This window comes from Gordonia sp. (in: high G+C Gram-positive bacteria), assembly GCF_047600385.1.
GTDB lineage: Bacteria > Actinomycetota > Actinomycetes > Mycobacteriales > Mycobacteriaceae > Gordonia.
Window position 1 is genome coordinate 1,617,014 of record NZ_JASGKZ010000001.1, and the last position, 16,122, is coordinate 1,633,135.

Below are 16,122 nucleotides of genomic sequence, written 5' to 3' on the forward strand. Positions count from 1 at the left end.
CGGTGCGGCCGGGGCCGCGGGTCAGTGGAGGCCGAGCGCGACGGCGGTGACGACGGCCCACACCAGCATGGCGAATCCGGTGGTCGCGAGGGACGGGATCAGCGCACGACCCTGCGCGCCGGTGAGCACGGGCCGCACGGCGACGACGGCGAGCGGCGCCGCGACCAGGGCGAGCAGCGCCCACCAGGTGGCCGTGGCGCCGAGCGCCACGGTGAGCGCGAACGGGAGGCACAGCAGCGCGGTGAACAGGATCCGGGTGCGCCGGTCGCCGAGGCGCACGGCCAGGGTGATCTTGCCCGATTCGGTGTCGGTGGGGATGTCGCGCAGATTGTTCACCACCAGGACCGCGCTGGAGAAGCAGCCGATCGCGACGGCGCACAGCGCACCCGTGGCGTCGACTCGTCCGGCCACCGTGAACTGCGTGCCGAGCACCGCGACCAGGCCGAAGAACACGAAGACGGCGATCTCGCCGTATCCGGCGTAGCCGTACGGACGGCTGCCGCCGGTGTAGAACCAGGCGCCGAGGATGCAGACGGCGCCGATCACCAGCAGCCACCAGGCGGTGGTGAGGGAGAGCGCGATGCCCGCGACCGCGCCGATCCCGAGGGCGACGAAGGCCGCGGTCTTCACCGCGGCCGGGCTCGCCGCACCCGAGCCGACCAGGCGGAGGGGGCCGACGCGGTCGTCGTCGGTGCCGCGGATGCCGTCGGAGTAGTCGTTGGCGTAGTTGACGCCGATGATCAGCGCCATCGAGACCGTGAGCGCGAGCGCGGCCTTCCACCACACGACCTCGCCGAGGTAGCAGGCCGCACCGGTGCCGACGACGACGGGGGCGATCGCATTGGGGAGGGTGCGCGGACGGGCGCCTTCGATCCACTGACTCACTGTTGCCACGGAGGTCATCTTTCCACTGCACGGCCGCTGACGGGTGGCTGGCCCCAGTTCTGGTGACATCCGTCCGGATGATTTCGCTCCGGTCCCCCAAACGGGGGCTTATGTGCAGATCAGGCCGGTGATCTGCTGGATGCATCGCTGAATCCGACAGTGCCGTCGTGTGATTCGGCTCAGCCCTCGAACGCCGCTAAGGACTCTCATGAATCCTCGAACGACGACCCGGACCCGTGTCGCCGCCACCACCCTCGCGTGCGGGATCTGCCTGGGCGCCGCCGTCCCGCAGGCCTTCGCCGCCGACGCCGGCCACGCCCTCTTCGACGGACTGCAGGCCTCCGAGACGATCCGCGAATGGAAGCCCGGCGACGCGGACAAGAAGGACCTCGACACCTTCCTGCAGCAGGTGATCGGCGACGATTCGGGCAGGCCGGCGATCATCATCGTCACCCCGGGGACCGACGACACCGCTCTGCATCCGCGGGTCGACCCGATCGTCGGCTCGCGCGACGCCGCGTACATCAAGTACCCCGAGTCGTTCGGACCGATCATCGCGGGCAAGAGCGACGCGCCCCTCGGGATTCCACTGCTCGCACCGGGCTACCGGAAGTCGCGGACGCAGGCCGAGATCAACAACCTCGCGGTGATGGAGGCCCTGCGCTACTACGACGGCCCGGTGGTGTTCACCGGCTTCTCGCAGGGCGCCGAGGCGCTCGGCAACGCCGCGGAACAGGGGAAGGAGTACCTGGGGCCGAACACCGTCGTCCTGCTGGTCTCCGATCCGCGCAGCCCGTGGGGGATCAAGGGCTGGGGAAAAGACCTGCCGCTGAGCGACCTGTGGGTCACGCCGATCCTCGGACTCGCGGGTGTCGACAACAACGGCGCCCGGGACCCGAAGGACACCGGCGACGTCAAGGTGGTCTCGGTGATCGTCCAGGGCGATCCGGCCGCCGACTGGCAGTGGAACGATCTGCGGCCGGTGTCGTCGTTGCTGGTCAACGGTGCCGGATTCCTCGCGATCCACTCGCCCGGCGACGGTCCCTACGGGCACCTCGACTGCTCGCCGAACGCGAAGGGCGTCGTGCTGATCCGCAACGCGGGCGAGAAGTGCGAGCCGCGCACGCTCACCAGCGCGGACGGTAACACCACGTACCAGGTCTACGACACCTATCACCCGCTCACGCTGCTCAACGCGATGGTCTACGACAGCCTCGGACTGAAGTACGAGCAGTCCGACCTCGAACGGTGGAACACCTACGCCGAGACGTTCTATCCGATGGAGGAGATCACCGCCGACAACACGCGCGGCGGGACGAAGGTCACCGATCCGGTGCAGGAGACCAGTGCCGAACCGGAGCCCGGGGAGCGTCTCGCGAGTCGGACCACGACACCGGACGACACGATCGCCGAGACCCCTGCGGCGGCGCCGCCGGCGGAGCCCAAGCAGGGCAGGCATACGCTGACCGAGGAGAACCAGGAGTGGTCGTTTTCGAATAAGTGGGGGCAGGGCACCGAATCCGACGATCTCCCCGACGATCTCCCCGGGGATCAGGAGCCGGAGCCGACGACCACGAGTGGGGGATCGGCCGCGAGTGAGGGTTCGACCGCGGGTGGGGGTTCGACCTCGGGTGGAGGTTCGACTGCGGGTGGGGACTCGACTGCGGGTGGGGACTCGACCGCGGGTGGTGAGGGGTCGGCTACGAACGAGGGGTCGGCCGCGAGTGGGGAGTCGAAGTCGACCGTGGGGGCAGGCGGCGCCGAAGAGTGAGGACGCCTCCGGATCCCGGTGACGTCGACGACCGTCCCCGCTGTGCCGGATCAGCGAGGCCGCGCCGTACCGCGCGGCGGTGACCCGGGTCGACGGTCGGCAGGTCGGCGACCGCGTCACGACACGGCCGGTCGTATGCTGGGATCATGGAACTACTACGCAGCGTAATAGTCGTCGTGCACCTGATCGGGTTCGCCATGATCCTGGGGCCGCTGCTGCTCGCGGCGGGGCGGAAACGCTACGAGTTCACCGCGGTCGGGCACTACGGGCTGGTGGTCGCACTGGTCAGCGGCGTGTTCCTGTTCGGATCGTGGGGCGGATACGAGCCGAACGTGCCCAAGGTCGCCGTCAAGGCGGCGCTCCTGGTGGTGCTCGGCGGTCTGCTCGGCGCGGGCTCGGCCAAGGCCAAGAAGACGGGTGAGCCGGTGCCGGCCGGACTGTTCTGGGGCGCGGTGGCGCTCGCCGTCGCGATCTGCTCGATCGCGGTGATCTGGTAGGCGCTCGGAATCGCCGACTCGGCCCCGTTCTCACCGGTGAGAACGGGGCCGAGGTGGTTTCGACACGGACTCGTCACTGCGTTCCTCGTCCGGCTCAACCAGCGAGGGCGGGTCGTCGTCGATGGGTGGCGGTCGGGGTTTAGCGAGGGCGGGTCGTCGTCGATGAGCGGCGGTCGGAGGTCGGCGAGGGCGGTGCGTCGGGGGTGGGCCGGGGTCAGGCGGAGGGGCCTGCGGTCAGGTCGGAGCCGTCGTACAGGATGTCGAAGAACTGTGCGGCCACCAGCTGCTCCCTGCTGCGCTCCTTCCCCGCGGCCTTGCGGTAGGCCAGGACGTGCCGCAGGCTCAGCGCCGAGTAGATCAGCGGCATCACGTCGCCGTCCTGGACGTAGACGCTGCCCGCGCCCTTCGCGGCCGCCCGGATCTCCCGCACCCTGCGGGGGTTCTTCAGCGCGTCGCGCAGCACGGCGGCCTTGATCATCTTCTTGCGGCCCGGTGGCACCGTCACCAGGCCGTCCGGCCGGAACAGCGCGGTGTCGAGCTCGTCGGCGGTGGCGACCGAGCAGCCGGCGGTCGGCCGCGGATTGCATTCGACCATGTAGTGGGTGCCGTCGTCGGCGACCAGGTAGTCCATGCTGATCTGGCCGGTCCAGTCCAGTTCCGCGGCGATCTTCTGTACCGCGGCGAGCGAGGCATCGGTGTCGACGGACTCGAAGACGATGCCGCCGCGGTCGTCGATGGTCAGCGGGTGCTCGTAGCACGAGTGGAGCACCACCTCGCCGTCGTGCACCACGCTGAAACTGCAGCGGTCGGTGCCGCGCAGGTACTCCTGCACCAGCCAGGGTTCGGCGGCGGTGGGGGTCACGGCGTCGACGGGGGTCTCGCCGGCCAGCGGCCCGGTGTTGGTCACCACGTCCAGTCCGCCGCGGCCGAGGGCGGCTCGTGCGAACCAGTTCTCCCAGCGCTGCGTCGCCTCGACCCACTGCTCTCGCGTGGTGCAGACGACGGTCTCGGCGACCGGGAGGCCGAGGCTCCTGCAGAGGTCGGCGAACCGGGTCTTGTCGTTCACCAGCAGCAGCTTCTCGAGTTCGGGGAAGAACAGCGTGGTGTGCGGAGCCGCCGCCTCGATCCGGGCGCGCTGCGCCGCGAGATAGAAGACCTCCTCGAACATCGGCAGCAGCCAGTCGATGCGCTCGGAGTTCAAGATCGCGATCACGTCGTCGACGAACCGGTCCGGCTGCTGAGTGGGCGGCGCGGTGAGGATCAGCTCGTCGACGCCCTTCGAGTGCCCGCCCGGCGTCTCCCGGAAGGTGTCGGTGGCGATCAGGTGGTGGCCCTTCTCGTCACCGAGTTTGTGGATCTCGTCGACGGCGAACGGCATGCGTGCGCTGGTCACGAGGATACGGGCGGCGTCGTCGGAGGGCATGCGGTCAAGGTAACAGGGGTCGGTCCGGTGCGGAGTCGCGCAGCAGTTCTCGCCGCAGACCGCGCCGATCCACCTTGCCGGGACCGCGCAGGGGCAGCCGGTCGACGATCACCACCCGGCGCGGCGCCGCATGCCGCCCCAGCCGTTCGACGACGATGCGGCGCACCTGTTCGGCGGACGGCGCCGTCCGCTCGGGCACCACGACCGCGACCACCGCCTCGCCCAGCCGCTCGTCGGGGAGCCCCAGGACCGCGCAGGCGGCCACCCCGTCGAGCGTCTCGATCACGGCCTCGACCACCTGCGGCACCACGGTGAGCCCGCCGGTGGTGATCGCCTCGTCGGCGCGCCCGGTGATCCGGAGGACGCCGTCGTCGATCGCGCCGAGGTCGTCGGTGCGGAACCATCCGGGCTCGGCGAACGCGGGATGGTCCGGCAGGTTCCGGTAGCCGAAGGCCGTCGTGGCGCCGCCGAGGACCACCCGGCCGGCGCCGTCGGCACCCGCGTCGGCGATCCGCATCCGCACGCCGGGGAGGGGGACGCCGTCGTAGACGCAGCCGCCCGCGGTCTCGCTCATGCCGTAGGTGCGCACGATGCGCAGGCCCGCGGCCTCGGCCGCCGCGGACAGCGCCGCGGGGGTGGCGGCACCGCCCACCAGGATCGCGTCGAGCGACGCCAGCGCGCGCGTCGCCGCCGGGTGGCTCAGGGCCTTGCGCAGCTGCAGGGGGACCAGCGAGGTGTACCGGCGCGGCCCGGTCAGCGCGTCGACGGCATCCGGGAGCACCGCCGGATCGAAGCCCGCCGAGACGTCCACGACGACGGGTTCGTGCCCCGCGGCGAGGGAGCGCAACAGCACCTGGAGGCCGGCGACGTGGTGCGGCGGCAGCGTGAGCAGCCACGCACCCGGGCCGCCGAGCGCCGCGGCGGTCGCCTCGGCCGAGGCGTGCAGCGACTCGGGGGAGTGCATGGCGCCCTTGGGGGTTCCGGTGGTGCCGGAGGTCGAGACCACCAGGGCGCAGCGGTCGTCGACGGGCTCACCGGCGGCCAGCGCGGAGGTGAGCAGTTCGGCGGCCCGCGGGTCGTCGGCGGGCACCGGGAGGTAGGCGGCGTCGCCGTCGAGCAGAGACGACAACTCCCGCCGTGCGTCGAGCACGGCGGGAGTCGAGGTGAGCGGCAGCGGCCGCAGTATCCGCGTCAGGGTTCTTCCTCCGGGTTCGCACTGGTCGGGAAGGTCGAGGCGAGCGGCGCGTCGTCGAACGGCCAGCCCGCGGCCTCCAGAGTAGTGCGCACCCGGGTGATGTCGTCGTCGTGCGGTTTCTCTTCGGTGATCCGGCTGATCTCGACCCCGGCGTCGATGCGGTCGATGACGGTGTCCGAATCGGCGGCGTTGCTCAGGGTGACGGCGACCTCGCCGATCTCCTCGATGGTCAACTGGCGGCGCAGCAGAGCGAAGAGCGGAACGTAGTCGTGCTCGGGGACGCCGTTCGGGTACCCGGTGCGCAGCCAGTTGACGACGGACTGGAGCTTGGCGGAGAGATCGGTCATCGAGGGATCAGTTCGGCCGGACGAGCTGACGGTCGAGCGGCCACCCGGCGGCGGCCAGGCGGGAGGCGACCTGGTTGATCTCCTCCGGTGTCGGGTGCTCCTCCTTCACCGTGGCGATCGCCGCGGCCACGTCGTCCCGGGTGGTGGGGGCGGCGGGGTCGCGCTCGAGGGCCAGGGTCAGGACGACGTCGGTCATCTCCGACTCATCGAGGATGGGGGTGAGCAGGGCGAGGAGCGGCGGGAAGTCGGTCGGCGGGATGCCTTCCGGATACCCGGTTCGGATCCAGTTGACGACGTTCTCGAACGGATTGGCAGCCATGTCGGGGTTCCTTCGTGGTGGGGCCGTGGCTACTTGTAGGCGCCGGCGGGGAAGATCTGGATGTCGAGGTGGTGCGAGATGGTCTGCCGGGTGATCCAGAGGATCCCGAGCAGGATCACCGCGGCGACCAGGGCGTACAGGAAGTAGCCGAGGTACTTGAGTGCGGGATTGGGGGCGGTGGTGACGCCGGTCGCGTCCGTGCCGCCCTCGCCGGCGGCGATGGCCCGCATGCCGAAGGCGAACAGGGCGGGCAGGCCGGCGCCGATCACCAGGCCGACGGCGAGCACCTGGGCGATGGACTGAGCGATGTCAGCGAAATCGATCATTGTTCTGATTCTCTTTCTCGGGTACCGGCTCAGGCCTGCTGGGTGGGCTCGACGTCGACCTTGAGGTCGGCGGGGACCGGAGAGTTGGTCTCGTCGTCCCAGTCGGCGTTGACGTTGCTGGAGTCGACCTTCTGCTGCTGCGCGCGCCACCACAGGTACAGCGACGCGGCGGCCAGGATGACGAAGATGGTGACGGCGCCCGCGGCACCGCCGATCCCGCTGGCGATCCAGTACGAGAGCGCGCCGACGACGGCGGCGGCCGGGAGCGTGGTGAGCCAGGCGATGGCCATGCGGCCGGCGACACCCCAGCGGACGTCGGCGCCCTTGCGGCCGAGGCCGGAACCGAGGATCGAACCGGTGGCGACGTGCGTGGTCGACAGCGCCATGCCGGCGGCCGACGAGGTCAGGATGATCGCGGCCGAGGCGGCCTCGGCGGCCATGCCCTGCGGGGCGCTGATCTCCACCAGACCCTTGCCCAGGGTGCGGATGATGCGCCAGCCGCCGAGGTAGGTGCCCAGGGCGATGGCGAGGGCGCAGGAGGCGATGACCCAGAGGGGCAGGCCGTCTTCGGCGATGTCGGCGTCGAGGTGGCCGGTGACGATCAGGCCGAGCGCGATCACGCCCATGGTCTTCTGCGCGTCACCGGTGCCGTGAGCCAGCGAGACCAGCGAGGCGCTGGCGATCTGGCCGTGGCGGAAACCCTGATCCTTGCGGCTCTCGGAGATCCGCTTGGTGATGGCGTAGATCAGCATGGTGCCGACCGAGGCGACGATGCAGGCGATCACCGGGGCGAGGAGCGCCGGGACGATCACCTTGCCGAGGATGCCGTTCCAGTCGACGCCGCTGGTGCCGAGGGCGGCCAGGCCCGAGCCGATCAGACCGCCGAACAGCGCGTGCGACGAGCTGGAGGGCAGGCCCAGGAGCCAGGTGAGGATGTTCCAGAGGATGGCGCCGACCAGGCCGGCCGAGATGATGGTCAGGGCCACCTCCGCACCGCCGACCTGCTCGCTGAGTTCGGTGGGGTCGGAGGGGAAGTTCAGGATGCCCTTGGCGACGGTGGTGGCGACCTCCACGGAGAGGAAGGCGCCGACGAGGTTGAGGAGTGCGGCGATGGTCACCGCGACCTTGGGCTTGAGGGCGCCCGTCGCGATCGAGGTGGCCATGGCGTTGCCGGTGTCGTGAAAGCCGTTGGTGAAGTCGAATCCGAGTGCTGTCACGATCAGCAGCACGAGGATCAGCATTTCTGCGCTCATGCCGACAACTATGAGGCCTCCGGCGTGTGTTCAGTCAATTCTCAGTCAGCTCGGGACTTTGGTCCTGACCTGCTGATTTTACTATTTCTTGACTGATTTCACGAAATGTTCATCTCGGTGTCCCGCGACGTTCGCCGAGTGGTCCCCGTCTCTTTTCGCCACGCGTGAATCGCAGGTGAACGGGCGGCGATTGCCCGGTGACATCGAGTCTCCGGTGGTACGGGAGACGGGGCCTGAAGGTTTCCGTTCCGGGGGTCCTCCGCGGTGGCAGAATGCGCGGCATGACGATGAAACTCGGAATGCCCATCAACTACGCGGGAGACTTCCGCGAGACCATCGACAACCTCAAGGACTTCGAGGACGTCGGAGTGCGCCGGGTGACGGTGCCCGAGGCCTACAGCTTCGATGCGGTCTCCCAGCTCGGGTACATCGCGGCGCGCACCGAGACGATGGAGCTGCAGACCGGCATCCTGCCGATGTACTCCCGGACGCCCACCAATCTGGCGATGACCGCGGCGGGCCTGGACTACATCAGCGGCGGTCGCGCGATCCTGGGCATCGGCGCCTCGGGTCCCCAGGTGATCGAGGGCTTCCACGGCGTCAAGTACGACTTCCCGCTGGGGCGGGCCCGCGAGACCGCGGACATCTGCCGACAGGTCTGGCGCCGGGAGAAGCTCGAGTACGACGGCAGGCACTACCACCTCCCGCTCACCCCGGAGCACGGCGGCAGCGGTCTGGGCAAGTCGCTGAAGATCATCAACCACCCGGTGCGCGAGCGGATCCCGATGCTGCTCGCCGCGATCGGCCCGAAGAACGTCGAACTGGCCGCGGAGAAGTTCGAGGAGTTCCAGCCGTTCCTCTACCACCCGGAGCACGTCGAGGCGGCCTTCGGTCCGGCGCTCGCCGCGGGCGCGGCCAAGCGCGATCCGGAACTCGGTCCGCTGCAGATCGTCGTGCAGGCGGCGGCGTTGATCACCGAGGACCGGGACGCCGCCGAGCTGGCGATCACGCTCGTGCGCCATCACGCCGCGCTGTACATCGGCGGGATGGGTGCGCGCGGGAAGAACTTCTACAACTCGCTGGTGCAGCGGTACGGCTACGTCGACGAGGCCGAGCTGATCCAGGACCTGTACCTGGCGGGGCGCAAGGAGGAGGCCGCCGCGGCGGTGCCGGAGGACCTGGTCCGGGCGATGAGCCTGATCGGGCCGAAGAGCGTCGTCGCCGAGCGGGTGGAGGCCTTCCGGGAGTCCGGGGTGGGGGTCCTGCTGGCGGCTCCGTCCGCGCCGACGCACGCCGAGCGGGTGGAGGACATGCGCGTGCTCGCCGAACTCGTCGGCTGAGGCCGCACCCGTGTCGAACGTCCAGGTGCTCCTGCTCGCGGCGGCGATCATCGTCGTCGTATGCCTTCCGGTGGCGGGGTACGTGTGGGCGGTGCTGCACGAGGAGACGGCCGAGCGGCAGGTGCTCGGCCGGGCGATGTTGCGCACCGGCGAGGGCATCGGGAGGGCGTTCCGGCGCATCGAGGACGGGATCGACCGCGTGGTCGAGAGGGTCGAGAAGCGGTTCTTCTGAACGGGTCGGCGCCGCCCGGTGCCGGCATCCGCCGCAGCGAAGGGTTCACTTGCTAGCCGGGTGCCGACGGTCGCAGGTACTGTCTCGCGCATGGGGAGACGACAGTGTGTCTGCGGTCACGACGAGGCTGCGCATCGGCACTACCGCGACGGCAGCGACTGCGCCCTGTGCGGCGACGGCGCGTGCGCACGTTTTCGTCCCGCATCGGGTCTGTGCGGGCTGTTCGCGAAGCTCACCGGCCGCTGACCGGAGGCCTCGCACAGATTTTCCGGCACAAAAATCTGGCACACTCCTCGGCCGAGTGCTAATATTATTGACGCACAGATCGAATGGCTGCCGGTCGCAGTGATCAGGCGGCTCGTGTTCTAGGAGGTGTCTACTGTGCTTCGTTTCGACCCGTTCACCGAACTCGACGCTCTCAGCCGGTACCTGCAGGGTGCCGACCGTACGACGTCGGCCTCGGGACCGCGATTCATGCCCATGGACCTCTGCAAGGTCGACGACCACTACCTGCTCACCGCGGATCTTCCGGGCGCGGACCCGGGTTCGATCGACGTCAGCGTCGACAACGGGGTCCTCACCGTCTCCGCGCATCGCACCGCGCGGATGTCCGAGGACAACGCCCAGTGGCTGGCCACCGAGCGGTTCTCCGGCACCTATCGCCGGCAGGTCTCGCTCGGCGAGGGCGTCGACCCGGCGCGGATCACCGCGCAGTACGCCAACGGCGTCCTGACGGTGACCATCCCGATGGCCGAGGTCGCCAAACCGCGTCGTATCGAGGTGGACCACCTCGACGGCAGCCGCGAGATCAGCGCGACGACCGGCTGAGAGGCCACCCGGCGAGATCGCACGACGGTCTCCGCCCGCCGACGAGGCTCCGGCCCCGACCCCGAATCTTCGGGGCCGGGGCCGGAGACGTCTCGCCGTCGTGCACCGGCGGGGTCAGACGTCGGCGCTCCGCTTCGCGCGGATCTTGGTGTAGACGCCGAACACGATCATCAGCGCCAGCAGCACGTACAGGGTGACGGTGATCGGGGTGCTCGCCAGGGTCGTGAGGTCGTTGTCGGAGTTGTTCATCGCCTCGCGCAGCGAGCTCTCGGCCAGCGGGCCCAGGATCACCGCGATCAGCACCGGCGCGAGCGGGACCCCGTAGCGGCGCATCAGATAGCCGATCACGCCGAGCGCCACCATGAACCACACGTCGACGATCGCCGACGACGCCGCGTACACGCCGAAACACGCGAACATGCCGATACCCGCGTACAGGTACTCGCGCGGGATCTTGAGCAGCTTGGCCCACATCGGGGCGAACGGCAGATTCAGGATCAGCAGCGCGACCATGCCGATGAACAGGCTCGCGATCAGGGCCCACACCAGATCCGCGTTGCGGTCGAAGAGCAGCGGACCCGGCTGCATGCCGTACTGCTGGAACGCCGCGAGCAGCATGGCCGCGGTGGCCGACGTGGGCAGGCCCAGCGCGAGCAGCGCGCCCATCGCGGTGCCCGCCGTCGCGTTGCCCGCGGCCTCGGGACCCGCGACGCCGCGGATCGCGCCCTTGCCGAACTGCGGATCGCTGCGACGACGATCGAGCCGCTGCTCGGTGCCGTACGCCAGGAACGTCGGCACCTCCGCGCCGCCGGCCGGGATCACGCCGAACGGGACGCCGAACGCGGTGCCGCGCAGCCAGGCGGGCAGCGCCTCGCGGAACTCGGCGCGGGTCAGATACGGGCGGCCCTCGGTCGCGATCAGGCCGGTGTCGTCGGGCCTGCCGATCCGCGAGGCCACGTGCAGCACCTCGCCGACGGCCAGCAGCGAGACGGTGATCACCACGATGCTGATGCCGTCGAACAGGGCGACGCTGCCGAAGGTGAAACGCTGCGTGCCCGAGACCTGGTCGGTGCCGACCATGGCCAGACCCAGACCGATCGCGAGCGCCGCGAGACCCTTCGGGACCGAGTCGGAGACCACCACCGAGGTCGCGATGAACGCGAAGATCGCGAGGGCGAAGTACTCGCCGGGGCCGAACTTGGTGGCCCAGTCGGCCAGTGCCGGGGCGAAGAACACGACCAGGACGGTGGCGATCATGCCGCCGATGAAGGCGCCCATCGCCGAAGTGGCCAACGCCTGCGCGGCTCTGCCCCGTCGCGCCATCCGGTGGCCTTCGATCGATCCGGCGATCGCCGTCGAGTTGCCCGGGGTGTTCATCAGGATGCCGGTGATCGAATCGCCGAACAGGCCGCCGAAGTAGATGCCGGCGAACATGACCAGTGCCGCGAGCGGGTCGAGGGTGAAGGTGATCGGCAGCAGCAGGGCGACGGCCATCGCCGAACCCAGGCCGGGGAGCACGCCGACCGCGGTGCCGATCAGCGCGCCGATCAGGACGTAGAGGAGGTTGACCGGTGTCAGGACGTCGCCGAAACCGCCGAGGAGACCGGAGAGCGCGTCCATCAGAACATCCCGAAGACGCCGGCGGGCAGGGTCAGCCCGAGGAGTCCGCCGAAGACCAGCTGCACGATCGAACTGAGTGCGAGACCGATCAGCAGGTTCGCGACGTACCGGGTGCTGCCGAGGCCGACGGTGATCCCCCAGAAGACGAGGGCGCCGGCGATGATCCAGCCGACCGGCTCGAGCAGGATCGTGAACAGCACGAACGAGCCGAGGACGATCGCCGTGGTGCGCCAGTTCGAGTAGGTCGTCAGGGGGGCGCCCTCGTCGTCGACCGCATTGGGGATCTCCGGGTTGGTGAAGATCGAGAAGGTCAGCCAGGCCGCCGTGACGAAGCAGACGATCGCGGTGATCAACGGGAACGCCTTGGGCCCGAACAGTTCGGCTTCGCCGACCACGTCCATGTCGGCGTTGCCGATCAGCAGGAAGACGCCGAGGACCAGCAGGAGCGCGGGGATGATCAGCGCGCTGCGGCCGGCCCACGCGGGATGCGTCGCGGGCGCGTCGCCGTTCGACGGCGAGTCGGTGGATGTCGTCGGTGTACTCATGCCAGCCCCAAGTCTTGGAGGATTCCGGTGATGCGTTTCTGTTCCTCGACGAGGAAGGTGTGGAACCGGTCGCCGGCCAGCCAGTTCTCTTTCCATCGGTTGCGGGTGACCGCCGCCTGCCAGCCTTCGGTCTTCACCATCTCCTCGACCATCTCGATCAGGGTGCCCTGCTGGTCCTCGCTCAGGCCGGGCGGTGCGACGAAGCCGCGCCAGTTCACCAGATCCACCTCCGGGAAACCGGCTTCGGCGGCGGTCGGCACGCTTTCGACGCCGGTGAGCCGTTCCGGTGCCACGACCATCAGCGCCCGCAGGCGGCCGTCCTCGATCAGATCGCGGAAGTCGTTGAAGCCGCTGATCCCGACCTCCGGCGTGCCGGGCGCGTCCGAGAGCAGCTTGCCGGTCAGTTCGCCGCCGCCCGCGTAGGCGGCGTACCGGATGTCCGCGGCGGGCAGTCCGGCCGAGCGGGCGAGGAGCCCGGCGATCATGTGATCGATGCCGCCGGCCGAGCCGCCGCCGATCGGGAAGGTGTGCGGGCTCGCCTTCCACGCCGCGACCAGGTCGGCCATCGACTTCAACTCGGAGTTCGCCGGCACCGCGATCACCTCGAAGTCCTCTGCCACGCGCGCGATCGGGGTCATCTGGGACAGGTCGACCGCGGAGTCGTTGCGGACGATGCCGCCCATCATCACGGTGCCGGTCACCATGAGCGCGCCGCCGTCGCCGGTCTTCTGCGAGAGCTGACCGAGGCCGATGGTTCCGCCCGCACCGGGGACGTTGACCACCTGGACGTTCTTGACGATGCCGTCGGTGCGCATCGCCTGCTGTGCCTCACGCGCGACCAGATCCCACCCGCCGCCGGGGGCGGCCGGCGCGTAGACGGTCAGTTTGGAGCGTGCGTCGGCGCTCCCGGCGGAGTCGTGCGCGCTGATCGCCGCGACCACCACGAGGGCTGCGACGCAGACCACGGCGATCGTCCAACCGACCGCTTTGGGGACTTGCACGGGGGATCCCTTCCTCCGGAGAAGTTCGTCTCACTGGATTCTGCGATGAAATCACACTGCTGTGTAACACTTCTCACATATTCACCGGAGAGAGATCCCGGGCATCGGTCCGGGACGCACGGAAGGACGAGTCATGACCATCGCCGTCGTGTTCAGCGAGACCCCGGAGGGCGAGGCCGCGCTGGCCTCGGCGGTGCGGGAGGCGCGCCTGCGGGGCACGGACCTCGCCGTGCTCAACGTGACCGAGGGCGACGACGCGCCCGAACCCGAGCACCTCGTGGCGGTCCAGGCGCGCGCGGCCGCCGTGCTGCCGCCGACGAGCGAACTGCCGTGGGAGGTCCACGTGGTCTCCTGGGCCAAGAACCTGGCCGGAGCGATCGTCGACCTCGCCGTCGAGGTGGGCGCGGACCTGCTGGTGATGGGCACGCGTCGTCGCAGCGTGACCGGGAAGTTCCTGCTGGGCAGCACCGTGCAACGCGTGCTGCTCGACGCGCCGATGGAGGTGCTGACGGTCAAGGCGCACAGCGACTGACGGCGGGCGGGCGCCCGGCACGACGTCGCCCGCCGACCCGGACGACACGAGCGCTCGAACCTCGTGACGAAAGACGAACACCCGCCCCTCGGGGCGGGTGTTCGTCGTGCGGAGTGCGGCAGTCCGACCGTCAGCTGGTCTTGGTGATCTTCCAGACGTGGTCGCCGCCGACCGGCGGCAGGGGGGAGCCCGCGGCGCCCGACGGGAGTTCCAGGATGGACGACGCCTTGTCGATCACCAGGAAGGTGTCCTTCTTCCACGGCACCAGCTGGTTCGGCAGCAGGCCGGTGGTCAGTCGGCGGGTCTCGCTCAGGCTCTTCTGATCGATCACCGCGATGAAGCCGAGGTAGTAGTTGGCGGCGTACAGCTTGCCCTGGAACACGGTCATCGCATTGGTGCCGGTGCCGGTGGCCAGGTCCTTGATGTGCTTGCCGGTGTACAGGTCGTAGACCGAGAGGCCGTCCCACAGGTTGTTGACGTAGACGTGCCGGTGCTTCTCGTCGACTTCGACGCTGCCGTGGCCCTCCTTGATCTTCTGGCGGGTGTTCCACTTGATCTTGCTCTGCACCTTGCCGCTGCCGTCGCGGGTGATGCGGAACTGGGTGAGGTCGCGGTAGTACGACGTGGTGGTGATGGTGGCACCGCCGTCGCCGTCCTCGGTGACGACCGCGCCGGCGCCCAGCTGCTTCCCCGTGCTCGGGAACTTGGCGGAGCCCAGCGGCTCGTAGGTGTCCATGTCGAAGAACCGGATGCCGTCGGTCACCGTGATGGCCGCGACACGGATGCTCTCGGCGAAGACGATGGCGTGCGAGTGCGACAGGCCCTTCAGGTTCTTGAGCCGCTTGCCGGTGTTCTTGTCCCAGACGTTGGCCTCGCCGCCGTTGGCGGCCGCCGCGGTGGTCCACAGGGTGTTGCCGGTCTTCGGGACGCCGATCTCGTACTGGGCGGCGATGGTGCCGTGGCCCTGGGTGTCGGCCTTCTGAGTGACCGTGATCCGCTTCTTGACGTCCATGGTGTTCGGGTCGAGCTTGAGGATCGCCGACTCCGAGGGGTTGTTCATCGGGGAGACGTTGGTCAACCACAGGGCGCCGGTCTGGGCGTCGATGGCGCCGCGGTAGTTGCCCTTCCCGACGGTGTAGCCGCGGATGTGGTAGCCGGCCTGCTGGGGCACGGCGGGCGCGGGGCGGGCCACGTCCTGGCGGCCCGCCGGATCGGCGTGCGCGGCCGGGGTCGTGACGGCGGCACCGAGGGCCGCGGTGGCGGCGAAGGTCAGCGCGACGGCGCGGGTTCTCAGAAAACGGCGACTCATGGTTCCTTAGGCTAAACTAAGAGTACTGGTGAGTACCAGATGTGTTCAGGCTGATTCTCCTCACATCGCTCGGCCGAACCGTCGAAGGATTCAGTCGTCCGATGCGTCGAGCGCCGCCAGGTTCGCCGCCATCCCGCGTCGCCAGACCTCGAGCCGCTGCTGGACGATCCGGCCCTCCTTCTCCGGCATCCGTTCGACGAACCCGGCGAGCGGTGAGCGGCCGTCGCCGATCCTGGCCCACTGCCGCACCAGGCAGCCGTCGCGGGCGGGTTCCACCTCGAAGGCCCAGTACGCCCACGGCTCGTCGTCGTCCGGCCCCACCGCCCAGACCCACCGGCGGCCCTCCTCGACCTCGATCACCGTCGAGACCGTGTGCCATTCGCCGAGGGCGTCGTTGCTGTTGCGGCCGCGGAACCGGGCGCCGACCGCGACGGCCGTGGCGCCGTCGAGCCATTCGATGCCTTGGAGCTCTCCCGCGGCGCGGACCGGGAGCTCGATGTCGGTGACCAGTTCCCAGGCCCGCTCGGGACTGCAGTCGAGCGGGCGGGTCACTTCGACGGTGGGGTTGTCGCGCAGGCGCATGGATTCCTCGGTTCGGCGGGGTCGTGCGGACGGTGCTCTTCTCGTCGGTCGAGCGGATCTCTCGTCGGTCGAGTTCTCTCGCCGGTCGAGATCTCGGCACCGCTCGATCCGGGTCTC

The 16,122-nt window shown here is 69.6% G+C and carries 19 protein-coding genes; 7 read left to right on the forward strand and 12 right to left on the reverse strand.

Translation table 11 applies throughout. The annotated features are described in order from the left end of the window. Positions 1-21: 21 nt before the first annotated feature. A complete protein-coding gene (locus QM809_RS07150; protein WP_415045114.1) occupies positions 22-894 on the reverse strand; it encodes a 1,4-dihydroxy-2-naphthoate polyprenyltransferase in 873 nt (290 codons plus the stop codon). Between the two features lie 199 nt (positions 895-1,093). Here QM809_RS07150 and QM809_RS07155 point away from each other — a divergent pair, with 199 nt between their 5' ends. Together QM809_RS07155 and QM809_RS07160 are read left to right on the forward strand one after the other, a co-directional pair. Further along, positions 1,094-2,656: a hypothetical protein gene (locus tag QM809_RS07155; RefSeq protein WP_415045115.1), complete on the forward strand. Its 1,563-nt coding sequence runs from the start codon at positions 1,094-1,096 to the stop codon at positions 2,654-2,656. Positions 2,657-2,802: 146 nt separating this feature from the next. Further along, positions 2,803-3,153: a Fe-S protein gene (locus QM809_RS07160; RefSeq protein ID WP_415045116.1), complete on the forward strand. Its 351-nt coding sequence runs from the start codon at positions 2,803-2,805 to the stop codon at positions 3,151-3,153. Between the two features lie 214 nt (positions 3,154-3,367). Here the strand turns inward: QM809_RS07160 and QM809_RS07165 are convergent, their stop codons facing one another. The 6 genes from QM809_RS07165 to QM809_RS07190 are packed head-to-tail and all read right to left on the reverse strand — an operon-like array spanning position 3,368 to position 8,016. Then, positions 3,368-4,576: an ATP-grasp domain-containing protein gene (locus QM809_RS07165; RefSeq protein WP_415045117.1), complete on the reverse strand. Its 1,209-nt coding sequence runs from the start codon at positions 4,574-4,576 to the stop codon at positions 3,368-3,370. A 4-nt stretch (positions 4,577-4,580) separates the two neighbouring features. Next, positions 4,581-5,726 carry an o-succinylbenzoate--CoA ligase gene (gene menE, locus QM809_RS07170; protein WP_415045118.1) on the reverse strand — a complete coding sequence of 382 codons (1,146 nt, stop codon included), beginning with the start codon at positions 5,724-5,726 and terminating at the stop codon, positions 4,581-4,583. Positions 5,727-5,767: 41 nt separating this feature from the next. After that, entirely contained in the window at positions 5,768-6,118 is a 351-nt protein-coding gene (locus QM809_RS07175; protein WP_415045119.1) for a DUF3349 domain-containing protein, read from the reverse strand. A gap of 7 nt (positions 6,119-6,125) precedes the next feature. Continuing rightward, positions 6,126-6,437, reverse strand: a complete 312-nt coding sequence (locus QM809_RS07180) for a DUF3349 domain-containing protein (RefSeq protein ID WP_415045120.1) — start codon at positions 6,435-6,437, stop codon at positions 6,126-6,128. A 29-nt stretch (positions 6,438-6,466) separates the two neighbouring features. Continuing rightward, a complete protein-coding gene (locus tag QM809_RS07185; RefSeq protein ID WP_415045121.1) occupies positions 6,467-6,763 on the reverse strand; it encodes a hypothetical protein in 297 nt (98 codons plus the stop codon). 29 nt (positions 6,764-6,792) lie between these two features. Further along, the gene (locus tag QM809_RS07190) at positions 6,793-8,016 is read right to left on the reverse strand and encodes an inorganic phosphate transporter (protein ID WP_415045122.1); all 1,224 of its coding nucleotides are present in this window, start codon (positions 8,014-8,016) and stop codon (positions 6,793-6,795) included. 287 nt (positions 8,017-8,303) lie between these two features. Between QM809_RS07190 and QM809_RS07195 the strand changes: the two genes are divergently transcribed. The 4 genes from QM809_RS07195 to QM809_RS07210 all read left to right on the forward strand — a co-directional run bounded on the left by QM809_RS07195 (position 8,304) and on the right by QM809_RS07210 (position 10,416). Further along, positions 8,304-9,356, forward strand: coding sequence for an LLM class F420-dependent oxidoreductase (locus tag QM809_RS07195; protein ID WP_415047030.1), 1,053 nt, complete (start codon positions 8,304-8,306; stop codon positions 9,354-9,356). Positions 9,357-9,366: 10 nt separating this feature from the next. Next, positions 9,367-9,588 (forward strand): hypothetical protein, encoded by a 222-nt coding sequence (locus QM809_RS07200; RefSeq protein WP_415045123.1) that lies wholly within the window; start codon positions 9,367-9,369, stop codon positions 9,586-9,588. Positions 9,589-9,678: 90 nt separating this feature from the next. After that, the gene (locus tag QM809_RS07205; protein ID WP_415045124.1) at positions 9,679-9,834 is read left to right on the forward strand and encodes a hypothetical protein; all 156 of its coding nucleotides are present in this window, start codon (positions 9,679-9,681) and stop codon (positions 9,832-9,834) included. 135 nt (positions 9,835-9,969) lie between these two features. Further along, the gene (locus tag QM809_RS07210; RefSeq protein ID WP_415045125.1) at positions 9,970-10,416 is read left to right on the forward strand and encodes an Hsp20/alpha crystallin family protein; all 447 of its coding nucleotides are present in this window, start codon (positions 9,970-9,972) and stop codon (positions 10,414-10,416) included. A 114-nt stretch (positions 10,417-10,530) separates the two neighbouring features. Here the strand turns inward: QM809_RS07210 and QM809_RS07215 are convergent, their stop codons facing one another. From QM809_RS07215 to QM809_RS07225, 3 genes are read right to left on the reverse strand one after another with little or no spacing between them, the layout of a single operon-like run. Next, positions 10,531-12,036: a tripartite tricarboxylate transporter permease gene (locus QM809_RS07215; protein WP_415045126.1), complete on the reverse strand. Its 1,506-nt coding sequence runs from the start codon at positions 12,034-12,036 to the stop codon at positions 10,531-10,533. Next, the gene (locus tag QM809_RS07220) at positions 12,036-12,581 is read right to left on the reverse strand and encodes a tripartite tricarboxylate transporter TctB family protein (protein ID WP_415045127.1); all 546 of its coding nucleotides are present in this window, start codon (positions 12,579-12,581) and stop codon (positions 12,036-12,038) included. The genes QM809_RS07215 and QM809_RS07220 overlap by 1 nt, the downstream gene beginning before the upstream one ends. Further along, positions 12,578-13,582 (reverse strand): Bug family tripartite tricarboxylate transporter substrate binding protein, encoded by a 1,005-nt coding sequence (locus QM809_RS07225; RefSeq protein ID WP_415045128.1) that lies wholly within the window; start codon positions 13,580-13,582, stop codon positions 12,578-12,580. The genes QM809_RS07220 and QM809_RS07225 overlap by 4 nt, the downstream gene beginning before the upstream one ends. 133 nt (positions 13,583-13,715) lie before the next feature. On the opposite strand from QM809_RS07225, the gene QM809_RS07230 reads away from it, so the two are divergent. Next, positions 13,716-14,114: a universal stress protein gene (locus tag QM809_RS07230; RefSeq protein ID WP_415045129.1), complete on the forward strand. Its 399-nt coding sequence runs from the start codon at positions 13,716-13,718 to the stop codon at positions 14,112-14,114. 130 nt (positions 14,115-14,244) lie between these two features. On the opposite strand, the gene QM809_RS07235 is transcribed toward QM809_RS07230, so the two are convergent. Beyond that, positions 14,245-15,423, reverse strand: coding sequence for a YncE family protein (locus QM809_RS07235; protein WP_415045130.1), 1,179 nt, complete (start codon positions 15,421-15,423; stop codon positions 14,245-14,247). Between the two features lie 90 nt (positions 15,424-15,513). Beyond that, positions 15,514-16,005, reverse strand: coding sequence for an SRPBCC family protein (locus QM809_RS07240; RefSeq protein WP_415045131.1), 492 nt, complete (start codon positions 16,003-16,005; stop codon positions 15,514-15,516). Positions 16,006-16,122: the final 117 nt, after the last annotated feature.

What these genes read in the sequence shown, in the direction of transcription:
- QM809_RS07190 (WP_415045122.1), bottom strand. Translation starts at nt 8,016, where the DNA reads ATGAGCGCAGAAATGCTGATCCTCGTGCTGCTGATCGTGACAGCACTC.
- QM809_RS07180 (WP_415045120.1), bottom strand. Translation starts at nt 6,437, where the DNA reads ATGGCTGCCAATCCGTTCGAGAACGTCGTCAACTGGATCCGAACCGGG.
- QM809_RS07160 (WP_415045116.1), top strand. Translation starts at nt 2,803, where the DNA reads ATGGAACTACTACGCAGCGTAATAGTCGTCGTGCACCTGATCGGGTTC.
- QM809_RS07215 (WP_415045126.1), bottom strand. Translation starts at nt 12,036, where the DNA reads ATGGACGCGCTCTCCGGTCTCCTCGGCGGTTTCGGCGACGTCCTGACA.
- QM809_RS07220 (WP_415045127.1), bottom strand. Translation starts at nt 12,581, where the DNA reads ATGAGTACACCGACGACATCCACCGACTCGCCGTCGAACGGCGACGCG.
- QM809_RS07240 (WP_415045131.1), bottom strand. Translation starts at nt 16,005, where the DNA reads ATGCGCCTGCGCGACAACCCCACCGTCGAAGTGACCCGCCCGCTCGAC.
- QM809_RS07175 (WP_415045119.1), bottom strand. Translation starts at nt 6,118, where the DNA reads ATGACCGATCTCTCCGCCAAGCTCCAGTCCGTCGTCAACTGGCTGCGC.
- QM809_RS07235 (WP_415045130.1), bottom strand. Translation starts at nt 15,423, where the DNA reads ATGAGTCGCCGTTTTCTGAGAACCCGCGCCGTCGCGCTGACCTTCGCC.
- QM809_RS07230 (WP_415045129.1), top strand. Translation starts at nt 13,716, where the DNA reads ATGACCATCGCCGTCGTGTTCAGCGAGACCCCGGAGGGCGAGGCCGCG.
- QM809_RS07205 (WP_415045124.1), top strand. Translation starts at nt 9,679, where the DNA reads ATGGGGAGACGACAGTGTGTCTGCGGTCACGACGAGGCTGCGCATCGG.
- QM809_RS07155 (WP_415045115.1), top strand. Translation starts at nt 1,094, where the DNA reads ATGAATCCTCGAACGACGACCCGGACCCGTGTCGCCGCCACCACCCTC.
- QM809_RS07165 (WP_415045117.1), bottom strand. Translation starts at nt 4,576, where the DNA reads ATGCCCTCCGACGACGCCGCCCGTATCCTCGTGACCAGCGCACGCATG.
- QM809_RS07195 (WP_415047030.1), top strand. Translation starts at nt 8,304, where the DNA reads ATGAAACTCGGAATGCCCATCAACTACGCGGGAGACTTCCGCGAGACC.
- QM809_RS07185 (WP_415045121.1), bottom strand. Translation starts at nt 6,763, where the DNA reads ATGATCGATTTCGCTGACATCGCTCAGTCCATCGCCCAGGTGCTCGCC.